8 protein-coding genes are annotated in these 10,231 nt (G+C 62.7%); 1 reads left to right on the forward strand and 7 read right to left on the reverse strand.

Annotation, left to right across the window (positions count from 1 at the left end):
* Positions 1-257: 257 nt before the first annotated feature.
* The 7 genes from D2K64_RS21955 to D2K64_RS21985 all read right to left on the reverse strand — a co-directional run bounded on the left by D2K64_RS21955 (position 258) and on the right by D2K64_RS21985 (position 9,270).
* A complete protein-coding gene (locus tag D2K64_RS21955) occupies positions 258-956 on the reverse strand; it encodes a CBS domain-containing protein (protein ID WP_120010506.1) in 699 nt (232 codons plus the stop codon).
* Positions 957-1,281: 325 nt separating this feature from the next.
* Complete coding sequence (locus D2K64_RS21960) at positions 1,282-2,322, reverse strand: LacI family DNA-binding transcriptional regulator (protein ID WP_120010507.1); 1,041 nt, start codon at positions 2,320-2,322, stop codon at positions 1,282-1,284.
* 138 nt (positions 2,323-2,460) lie between these two features.
* The gene (locus D2K64_RS21965; RefSeq protein ID WP_157986030.1) at positions 2,461-3,291 is read right to left on the reverse strand and encodes a tripartite tricarboxylate transporter substrate binding protein; all 831 of its coding nucleotides are present in this window, start codon (positions 3,289-3,291) and stop codon (positions 2,461-2,463) included.
* 215 nt (positions 3,292-3,506) lie between these two features.
* Positions 3,507-4,316, reverse strand: a complete 810-nt coding sequence (locus D2K64_RS21970) for an enoyl-CoA hydratase-related protein (RefSeq protein WP_120010510.1) — start codon at positions 4,314-4,316, stop codon at positions 3,507-3,509.
* On the reverse strand, positions 4,313-5,485 hold the full coding sequence (locus tag D2K64_RS21975; protein ID WP_202910791.1) for a CaiB/BaiF CoA transferase family protein: 1,173 nt from the start codon (positions 5,483-5,485) through the stop codon (positions 4,313-4,315). Before D2K64_RS21975 ends, D2K64_RS21970 begins: the two co-directional genes overlap by 4 nt.
* Complete coding sequence (locus tag D2K64_RS21980; protein ID WP_120010513.1) at positions 5,478-7,217, reverse strand: hydantoinase B/oxoprolinase family protein; 1,740 nt, start codon at positions 7,215-7,217, stop codon at positions 5,478-5,480. The genes D2K64_RS21975 and D2K64_RS21980 overlap by 8 nt, the downstream gene beginning before the upstream one ends.
* Positions 7,218-7,227: 10 nt before the next feature.
* The gene (locus D2K64_RS21985; protein WP_120010514.1) at positions 7,228-9,270 is read right to left on the reverse strand and encodes a hydantoinase/oxoprolinase family protein; all 2,043 of its coding nucleotides are present in this window, start codon (positions 9,268-9,270) and stop codon (positions 7,228-7,230) included.
* Between the two features lie 141 nt (positions 9,271-9,411).
* Between D2K64_RS21985 and D2K64_RS21990 the strand changes: the two genes are divergently transcribed.
* Positions 9,412-10,188, forward strand: a complete 777-nt coding sequence (locus D2K64_RS21990; RefSeq protein WP_274379326.1) for a hydroxymethylglutaryl-CoA lyase — start codon at positions 9,412-9,414, stop codon at positions 10,186-10,188.
* The last annotated feature ends 43 nt before the right edge of the window (positions 10,189-10,231 follow it).

Raw genomic sequence — 10,231 nt, forward strand, 5'->3', positions numbered from 1 at the left:
CCCCCGTGTCGGGGAAGCCCCCGTCGTGAGTCACGACCATCGGGAGTTGGTATAAGTCCCGCCGGATACGAGTGACGCAGCGGCCCTCTCGCTGCTTTTGCCCGGCCCATCCCCGCTTAACCAGCGACCACGATGCCACTTGGCCACACGCCTCGTACGAAGCGTGCTTAGAGGACGCCATTCCAGCGGAACATTCTTAAGGGCCGGATTGTGGCTAGCATCGGCAGGCATAATGTTCGAAGTGTCGGTGGATTACTTCAGCCCGCGAAGTAGCCGGGTAGGGAACGTGTGTTGTCCTCGATGTGCCTCACGCCTGGAATGTTCTGCGCCAGAACACGCAAGGCTTGGCTCTCCATCGTGGAGCGCCTAAAGCCATGAAACTCGACGGTGCCGTTGCGCACGTTCACAGCCGTGTATGTTGTATCGGCCCATGCCTCGCGCTGCATGGCTTCCATGACGGCCTGGCGAATAGCTTCATCCGACTGGTCATCTGCTGCTGACGGTTGTGCCATGACTAGGGCGCGGATCAAATCAGACCGGCTAACGATCCCAACAATATCTTCGTTCTCTACCACCAACACCCGGCGGATCCTGTGTTCCTCCATGAGGCGGGCGACATGAAATGCGGTTTCCCCCGGTGACACGGTGATCACCTGCGTACTCATCATCGCACCGGCCGTTGCACCATGACTCCGGATATAAAGCTGTGCCTCCTGCCGATTATCCATGAACATGCGTGCCAGCCATCCATGGCGCGGCTGCTTATCCTCATTGGCCAGGCGACGGATCAAGTCCGACTCTGTGATGATGCCCAGTAACCCGCCGGAAGGCGTGGTAACTGCCGCAGTTGATATGCCCTTGGCCGCGAACATCCTTGCCACAGCGGCAACAGGAGTCTCTGGCGGAATTTTCGTCACCTTTGTCGCCATCAGATCGCGCGCGTACAGCGTTTGCATTGTATTTCCCTCCCCGCTTTAGCGGCATGCGCTTCCCACACAGGGGACCAAATACAGTAGCTGCGCAGGCGAACTCCAGCTTGGCCGGAGCAAAGCCGCAGAGTTCAGCTTTATTGGCTCAGACTGAGAGCTCGCTCACGATGGTACAGGCTGGAAACGAAACCTTCAATGAAGAAGCATGCAGGCGTGCTTTGCTGCGACAGAACGGCGGACCTGAAAAATCAGTTCCCGGATCTGACGACAGGTGCGCACTGGGCGTCCACCGTCTTCATTCGGCTTTCTGCGTCGCAGGTGTGCTGCTCCTGAAGATAGTCATGCTTGTATCTTAGGAGCGGGGTGAAACGCAGGACTCCCTGGCGAGAAAAGTTGTACGAGCTTCGGCATTCTGGGGCAGCAACTCCGGTGCGGAGACACGTCTGAGCAGAAACCGAGCAGCGGAAGCGCCGAGTTCCCCGTGATCCCAGCGCACCACCGAAATAGAAGGGGCGTGAAACTCCGCCAGTTCGCTATCAGCCCCTGCCACAATAGATAGATCACGCGGAATGCGAAGGCCAAGGTGCCGCGCTGCTCGAAGAACACCCGGTAAGAGCGCCGTCCCTGCGGCAAAGAGCGCCGTTGGGCGATCACGTTGAGCCAGGATGTCAATTGCCGCGCTGAAGCCATAGTCAGTCGCGAAATTACCAAAGCGGCTAAATTGGGGATTTGGTTCAATGCCGTGAAGATGATGAGCTGTTTCGAAGCCTCGCAAACGCTCACGGGTTGGCCGTAGCGACGCCTCCCCGGAAATGAATGCAATCTGCCGATGGCCAATCTCTAGGAGATGCTCGACTGCAGCTTGCGCGCCGGAAGCATGGTCCACCAGCACAGCATCGAAGCCAGCGGGCGCGGAGCGGTCCAGTAATGCGATCGGCACGCGGCTTCGACGGAGCAGACTGAGCAGGTGGGGGCTGCGCTCAGACGAGGTGGCAATAACTAATCCATCAACCCGCCGCTGCTCGAAGGTGCGTAGTAGGTCGCGCTCGCGTGCGAAGGCGTGATAGGACGAAGCCACAAAAAGCCCGCAGCCCTTTGCATCCAATTCGCGCTGCATGGCATCGGCAAATTGCGCCAGGACTGGCACTGTCAGATCGCGAACGACGCAGGCAAAGCTTCTTGTGGAACGACCACGCAGACTGCTCGCTGCGGTATCCGGGATAAAGCCGAGCTGCCCGATTGCGGCTTCAACCCGGTCTCGCAACGTAGGGCTGACATTCACCGTAGCATTGATGACCCGCGAAACGGTGCCGATCGATACGCCAGCGGCACGGGCTACATCGCGTATCGTCGGCACCGAGTTTGGCGATCCGGTATCCCGGCGGGTTGTCATACCTTTTGATCTCGTCGCGTCATTGCCATCGGCATGACTGTAGCAGATCGGACAGTCCGACGCTTCTCTCGCTGGCGGCGTCGGCCTGAGTATCACCTCTTGCTAAGAAGAGCGCATGGGCGATCAGAAGAGGACGGACTATCCCTCTGTGGTGATATGCGCCGCACGGACCACTTCGCCCCAGCGGGCATTCTCACTGCGCAAGAACTCGCTGAAGCGTTCCGGGCCATAGCCGAGGGTGGTGAAGCCGTTGGTGGTTAGCGTACTCGCGAATTCAGGTGAGGCTAGAATTTCCGCTACCGCGCCGTAGAGGGCCTCGGCGATGGCAGGCGGGGTACCGGGTGCGGCCAGCAGTCCGATCCAGGCATCGGCTACCATGGGTACCCCTTGTTCTTCAAGGGTCGGCACATCCGGCACAAGCGGGAAGCGCACACTGCTCGCCACGCCCAACATACGGATGCGCGCGCGCTGCGGGTTAGCCACGGCGACCGGCACCATCATCGTGTCTACCTGCTCCGCGGTGACCGCCAGCAAGCCCGGTCCAGCCCCTTGGTATGGCACGTGAACCATATCAACTCCGGTCGCGAGCTTGAACATCTCCCCCGCTGCGTGAGAGGCGCTCGCCACGCCGTAAGAGGCGTAGGTCAGCGGTGGCCGGGAACGCTTTGCGAGCTCGATCAACTGGGCGAGGTTCGTGATCGGCAGCTTTGGTCGCGCGACGAGTGAGAAAACGACGCTCGCAACACCTGCGATCGGCACGAACTGGCTCGTTGCGTAAGGCAGGTTTGGATTTGCGGCCGGCAACACCGTGTGGGTGTCGGCGGTCGCGAGCATGATGGTGTGCCCATCCTGCGGCGAGGTCAGCATCGCCTGGGTCGCGACGACCCCATTGCCGCCAGGGCGATTCTCAATGACCAGCGGCTGACCAAGCTTGTCGCCAAGCTTCTGCGCGATCAGTCGCGCCAACATATCGGTAGCGCCACCCGGAGGGAAGGGCACCAGCACACGCACCGGCCGCGACGGGCGCCAGGTACCCTGCGCCAAGGACGGGCGAGCGAGCGGTGCCAGGGCCGCCAATGCCGCCGCCCGGAGGAGGGTCCGCCGTGGCGGACTCAATCCCTCATGTAAAGCATTCATGGTCGTTCTCCCTGTTGATTTCGTTCGAGGACGCTTCGGGTTTCCGCTCAGCGGCCTTTGAACCGGGGCGGGCGTCGCTCGTTGTAGGCGGCGATGCCTTCGCGTCGATCTTCCGTCGGAATAAGCTGATAGTAGGCTTCAATCTCGAAGAGCATGCCGGTCCTGAGATCGGCTTGAAGCCCGTTGTCGATGGACTTTTTCGCCTGCCGGACGGAGATTGGCGCGTTCGAGCAGATGCGGCTGGCGGTTGCAAGCATCTCCTCCACTACGTGTCCCGGGGGACAAAGCCGGTTAACGACGCCCCAGGCCAGCGCCTGTTCAGCGGTGAAGGGCTCGCCAGTGAAGATGGCTTCCTTGGCACGGCGCGCGCCGATCGCCCGCGGCAGGTGCTGCGTCCCGCCTCCACCTGGCATAATTCCCCGCGTCACTTCTGTCAGGGCGAAGCGGGCCGCCTGCGAGGCGAAGCAGAAGTCGCAGGATAGCGCGATTTCCAGCCCACCCGCGTAGGCTGCGCCATTCACCGCCCCCAGTAGCGGCGGTGGGCAGGAGAGCAGCGCACGCATCATCCGCTCGAACATGTAGTGCTGGCTGGCGAACGCTGCATCGCTCATGCCATCCCGTTCCTTGAGGTCCGCGCCAGCGCAGAAGGCGCGGTCGCCGGCACCGGTCAGCACGACGCAGCGGTAGGCGTCAGGCGCGGCCTCGAGCGCCGAGAAGGTTGCGATCAGTTCCTCACCCATCGCCGTGTTCATGGCATTGGCGCGCTCGGGTCGGTTGAGCGTGATCAGCAGCAGCCCTTCGTCGGGCTCCGTCAGGAGCAGGGTATCCAAGGACTTATCGAGGGCAGCGAGCCTCATGTTGCGTCTTCCTTGTTCGGGACGGGAGCAGCGCGGGACAGCATCCCCTGGTGCTCTCCCAGTTTCGGCGCGGGGCCGGCGAGCGGCGGGCGGCGGCCATCGAGGGAGAGCGGCAGCGCAACAGTGCGGACACCGTTTCCCGGCAGGGTGCCCACCATGCCCAGTGCAGCGGTTTGAGGATGCTCCAGGGCAGTGGCTAGTGTGTTGACGGGGCCGCACGGCACTCCGGCCTTCTCGAGGGCCCCTGCTAGTTCCGTGACCCTTCGGCCACGCATGGCTTCCGAGAGCAGCACGATCAGCGTCACGCGGTTGGCGACCCGGGCGCCATTGGTGGCGAAGCGAGCATCGGCCGCCAAGGCGTCGAGTTCCAGAACATGACAGAGCTGCCGGAAGAGGTGATCGTTACCGGCGGCGATCATCAGCGGTCCATCGGAGCACTCAAAGGCCTGGTGCGGCACGATATTACCGACGCCCGAGCCGAGCCGCTCAGGCAGTACGCCACTCGCCAAGTAGTCCGAGGCCGGAATTGTGAGCCACGTCAGCGCGGTCTCATAGAGGGAAACATCCACTATGCCACCGCGCCCCGTCTCCTTACGACGCAGCAGCGCGGCGAGGATGCCGAGCGCCGCCCAGATCCCGGTGCCGATGTCGTTGATCGCGATAGGGACTCGACTCACCGGCTCACCGGGATGCCCCAGCATGCTCATCAGCCCGCTTGCGGCTTGCACCAGTGGATCGTAGCCTGGCGCGTCGCGCTGTGGCCCCGTGCGGCCAAAAGCGCCGACATTGCAGTAGACGAGGGAAGACTTGGCCTCCGTCAACCCAGCGCCACCCAGCCCAATTCTGTCCAGTGTGCCGAAGCGCAGGTTCTGCAAGACGACGTCGGCACGATCCAGGATGAGCCGCCGCAACGCCACAGCGGTCTCCTGGTCACGCAAGTCGGCGCAGAGGCTGCGCTTGCCGCGGTTGACGGCGTTGAACAGCACGGCTGCGCCGTCGGCAAAGGGAGGGCCCCAGTCGCGGGCGTGGTCGCCTTTTCCTGCGTTCTCCACCTTGAGTACGGTTGCGCCGAGATCAGCGAGCACCATACCCGCGAAGGGTCCGGCAAGGCTGTGGCCGATCTCAACCACGAACAGGCCGTCGAGCGGAAGGGGCGACTGCTCAGGCAAGATCCGCCTCCCGCAGCAGGGACTGGGCCTCAGTTGAGGCGAGGCCGTAGTCCCTCTCGAGCGCCAGAGGCGTCACGTAGCCGTCGCGCAGGTCGTCCAAAATGGCCTGACGCTCGCGGCGCCGCGGATCACCATAGCCACCGCTGCCAGCCGGCTGCATCAGCACACGGTCGCCACGATGGACGATCTCGTGCCCCGCCTTGGCGGGAATCCTGACAGGATCACCACTGCCGCGCCGAATCTCGCAGGCAAAGGTACTGCCTGGCGCGCCGCCAAACTGTCCAAGTGGTGGATGGATCCCGCGTTCACCGCAGGCCGTGAAGGTCGCCTCTTCATACTCGACGCGATAGAGGCGTCGGGACGTCAGCCCTCCCCGAAACTCGCCGGCTCCTCCGGTATCCGGGACCAAAGCCCACTCCTCGACGGTCAGAGGCGAGGTTTGCTCAATCAGTTCGACGGCGGTGCTGCCGGCGTTGCCGACATAGACGCGAATACCGTTCACGCCGTCCTTGTCGGCTCGCGCACCCATACCGCCGGCATGTGGATCAATCATACCAACGAAGGAGCGTCCGGTTCGCCGCACACGCACAGCATCGGGATCTGCGCCTCCAAAGATTCCCGAGAACGCTCCGCAGTTGCTCTGTCCGACCACCCGCTCTGGCACGGCGGGCGCGAGGGCACGCAACAACAAGTCGATCAGCCGCGGCGAGGTCTCGGTATTGCCCGCCACGACCGAGGCGGGGAAGGCGCAGTTCACCAAGCTACCCTGGGGAGCGTCTATGGAGACTGGGCGATAGCAGCCCTGGTTGATCGGAATGGAGACGTCGGTGATTGCCTTGACCGTAAACCACGTACTGTTGCATGTAACAGAGAAGGGGCAGTTGATGCCGCCACGGGTCTGTGGCCCTGTTCCGGCATAGTCGAAGTGAATGGAATCACCTGATTTGGTGACCTTTACCTTGATGGGGATCTCGGCAGTCGGCCAGCCTGCGGGACCAGCGACGGGCTCTACCCTATCCTCAGCCTCGTAGACACCGTCCGGGATGGCACGGATAGCCGCCCGCATCAGTTGCTCGGAATGATCTAGAGCGCGCGTCATAGCGTCCCGCAGAGCCTGCACGCCGTGCTTACGGGCCATGGCCGCGATGCGGCGGTCGCCCACGAAGCAGCCGGCGTACTGCGCCTGGATGTCGAGCAGCCGGACCGACGGATCACGCGTGTTCTGCACGACCAGCGTCATCACGTCCTCGACCGGCCGATCTTCCCGATAGAGCAGCACGGGCGGGATGCGCACGCCTTCGGCGAAGATATCCCAGGTCATGGCGGTGTATGACCCTGGTGCTTGACCACCGATATCGGTCCAGTGGCCGCGGGTCATAACGAAAGCGATGATGTCGCCGTCCACGAAGACCGGCCGGGTGAACTGCACGTCGGGCTGGTGGTTTCCGCCGCCGAGATAGACATCGTTGCTGATGATGACGTCACCAGGGCGAAGTCGGTCGCGCCCGATGGCCTCGACCGAAGCCTTGGTGGAGATCACGGCCGAGCCGAGCATGGTCGGGATATCGTTGCCTTGCGCTACGAGTTGCATCTCGGAGTCGAAGACTGCGGCGGAGGCGTCACCGCCGGAATGCACGATCGGGCTGCCGGCGGTGCGCATCATGGCAATCTTCATCTCCCGCGCTGCGGCGTAGAGGCCGTTGCGGAGGATCTCGTAGGTCACGATGTCCATGGGATGATCCTCAAAGGTCGATCAAGAGGTTGAGCGCGTCGTCCACGCGCGCGGTATCGTTCTCGCCGAGCAGAATGCTGCTGCTCTGTTCCTCGATCACGATCGGGCCTGGCAACACGGTGCCGACGGGCAAGTCGCTTCTGCGGTAGACTGGTAGTCTGCGGTACCCGTCCTGGGCGAATACGGCGCGCTCCCGCCACGGCTCAGGCGCGGAGCCGGAGGGGGCTAGCCGGAGATCACCTCGCCAGCCGGTTGGCGCACGGCCCTCAACGCGCAGGTTGTTCACGATCACCGGCTGGTCAGGCTTGTCGAAGTTCCATAGCCGCCGGTGTGCGCCCTCAAAGGCGGCGCGGATGGCGGCATATCCCTGGTCTGGAAACTCAAACGAGATTGAATCCGGTTGGCCAGCATAACGGCAGTCGAGGCGCCGCTGCAGCACCGCATCAACTCCCTCGGCGCCACCCGCTAGCAGAACCTTGCGCGTGTCAGCTTCAAGCTCCTTGAAGCCCTGCTCGATCTCGCTCTCGGCGAGGCCGGACAACTCACGCTCAAGCGCAGCTTGGCGGTCAACTTGGCGATCTGCCACTACCATGCCAACAGCGCTGAACAGACCCGGCGCCGGCGGCACCACTACCCGGCGCATCTCGAGTTCGCGGGCGAGATCGATAGCATGGACGGGGCCGGCTCCGCCGCAGCAGAGATAGGTAAACTCACGCGGATCGTGGCCACGCTCCACAGTCATCAGCCGCATAGCCTGTGCCATCAGCGCGTTAGCCACCGCTCGCACAGTGCCTGCAGCCTCTGGGATACCGATGCCGAGAGGCTCGGCCAAGTGGACGCGGATGGCCTCCCGTGCTGCTTCGAGGTCGAGACGGAACGATCCTTCGAGGAAGGTTTCCGGATCTAGGTAGCCGAGAACAAGGTTGCAGTCGGTAACTGTGGGGCGGGCGCCCCCACGGCCGTAGCATGCGGGCCCCGGATCTGCCCCGGCGCTCTGTGGCCCGATGCGCACTCCGCCGCCGGCGTCGATCCATGCAATAGAGCCGCCGCCCGCTCCGATGGAATCGATGTCAATGGAGGGTGCACGAACGGTGTAGCTGTGCAGAAGGCTCGATGTTCGCAGTTCGGGTCTCGCGCCACGCACGAGTGAGACGTCGAAGGTGGTGCCCCCCATGTCGCCGAGGATGAGATCCGGCGAACCAATGCGCTCACACACTCGCAACGCCGCACTGACCCCGCCCGCAGGACCTGATTCCAGCAACAGGACCGGGCGTGCGGCAACGAGATCCGCATGGGCGAGACCGCCGTTTGAAGTCATGAAGAGCAGCTCGCCGTTGAAACCTGCGTCGGCGAAGCCGCCCCCGAGATTCCGGATATATCGTGCGCAGACGGGACCAAGCATGGCATTCATCACCGTGCTGCTCGTACGCTCGTACTCCCCCATCTCGGGGTTGATCTCGTGCGAGGCCGTGACGAAGCAATTGGGTAGACGCGCTGACAACAGCGCGGCTGCGGCACGCTCATGCTCGGGATTAAGGAACGAGTGGAGGAAACAGATCGCGACGGCTTGAACACCACTGGTGGCGATCTCCTCCGCGACCTTCTCTAGATCTGCCATGTCGAGAGGAAGCATAACTTCACCTCGGTGATTTAGGCGCTCCGTAACCTCGAAGCGGTGGCGACGCGGGACTAGGGGCTTTGGATTGCTAAAGGAAAGATCGTACAGATCGGCGCGGTCGTGCCGCGCAATCCGGCGCAGCTCCAGGATATCACGAAATCCGCGCGTCGTGACGAGTGCGGAGGGCGCGCCAGTGCCCTCGACGACCATGTTCGTCGCCATCGTGGAACCATGTCCGATGAACCCGACGCTTGAGGCTGGCAGTCCCGAAATCTCGAGGATACGTCGGAAACCCGCTACTGCGCCTATGACTCGGTCGGCCGGTGTGGTCGGAACCTTCGCGGTATGAACCTCGCCCTCCGCGGTAACCAGGACGACGTCAGTGAATGTGCCGCCGACGTCGATGCCGACGCGCGCCGTTGCCTTACGGTACATTTGTTTCCCCTGGATTTTCGTTGCGCGGATGGTGAACCGTTTTCAGAAATTGTCAACGTGTTCCACGGGACAGGCCGGGATGAACCTGATAGGACCTGGATATGAGAGGGAGGAGACAACAATAGGGGCGAGAGCGTAACCATCCGCGAAGTCGGCCCACGCGATGGCCTGCAGATGGCGGGTTCCATCATGAGAACCGAGGCAAAGATCCGTTGGATCATCGACTTAGTATCAGCAGGCATCGGGGAGATCGAGGTTGGCAGTTTCGTATCGCCGAAGCTCGTGCCGCAAATGGCTGACACTGGCGAGATCGTAGCGGCCGCTCGTGGCCTGTCCGGACCGCGCGTCTCCGTGCTTGTCCCGAACCTACGAAGTGCCCAGGCCGCCTACGAGGCTGGCGCGCAGGAGATCGACATTCCAGTTTCAGTGAGCGAGGGACATAGCCGGGCTAACGTGAATAAAACACCTTGGGAGCAGGTGGGGGAGGTGCGTAAGATCGTGGAATGGAGCCGGGCACAGACGCGGCCTTTGCATATCCGCGCTGGTTGCGCCACGGCATTCGGATGCTCAATCGACGGCGTCATTCCGGCCGCACAGGTGCTCCATGTGACAACGGCCTTGCTTGAGGCTGGCGTGGACGATTTGGTGTTGGCAGATACCGTAGGCTATGGGCATCCGGCCTTGGTCACCTCTCTTGTACGTGCGGTTCAAAACGAGGCTGGACCGCGCCTCATTGGACTGCATCTACACGACACGATGGGCCTCGGCTTGGCGAACGCACTCGCCGGGCTTGAGCAGGGCATTCGCTGTTTCGACTCCGCTCTTGCTGGAGTGGGCGGCTGCCCCTTCGCACCAGGCGCGAGCGGCAACATTGTCACGGAGGATCTAGCAGCCTGTCGGGTTTGGGTCGGCTGCTAGTGGGATAGTTGGGGTTACGGATCATGTAGCCAGCCGCAGGCGG

Origin of the sequence: Teichococcus vastitatis (assembly GCF_003604215.1) — a bacterium.
Lineage (GTDB): Bacteria > Pseudomonadota > Alphaproteobacteria > Acetobacterales > Acetobacteraceae > Pseudoroseomonas > Pseudoroseomonas vastitatis.

What these genes read in the sequence shown, in the direction of transcription:
- D2K64_RS21955 (WP_120010506.1), bottom strand. Translation starts at nt 956, where the DNA reads ATGCAAACGCTGTACGCGCGCGATCTGATGGCGACAAAGGTGACGAAA.
- D2K64_RS21960 (WP_120010507.1), bottom strand. Translation starts at nt 2,322, where the DNA reads ATGACAACCCGCCGGGATACCGGATCGCCAAACTCGGTGCCGACGATA.
- D2K64_RS21965 (WP_157986030.1), bottom strand. Translation starts at nt 3,291, where the DNA reads ATGTTGGCGCGACTGATCGCGCAGAAGCTTGGCGACAAGCTTGGTCAG.
- D2K64_RS21970 (WP_120010510.1), bottom strand. Translation starts at nt 4,316, where the DNA reads ATGAGGCTCGCTGCCCTCGATAAGTCCTTGGATACCCTGCTCCTGACG.
- D2K64_RS21980 (WP_120010513.1), bottom strand. Translation starts at nt 7,217, where the DNA reads ATGGACATCGTGACCTACGAGATCCTCCGCAACGGCCTCTACGCCGCA.
- D2K64_RS21985 (WP_120010514.1), bottom strand. Translation starts at nt 9,270, where the DNA reads ATGTACCGTAAGGCAACGGCGCGCGTCGGCATCGACGTCGGCGGCACA.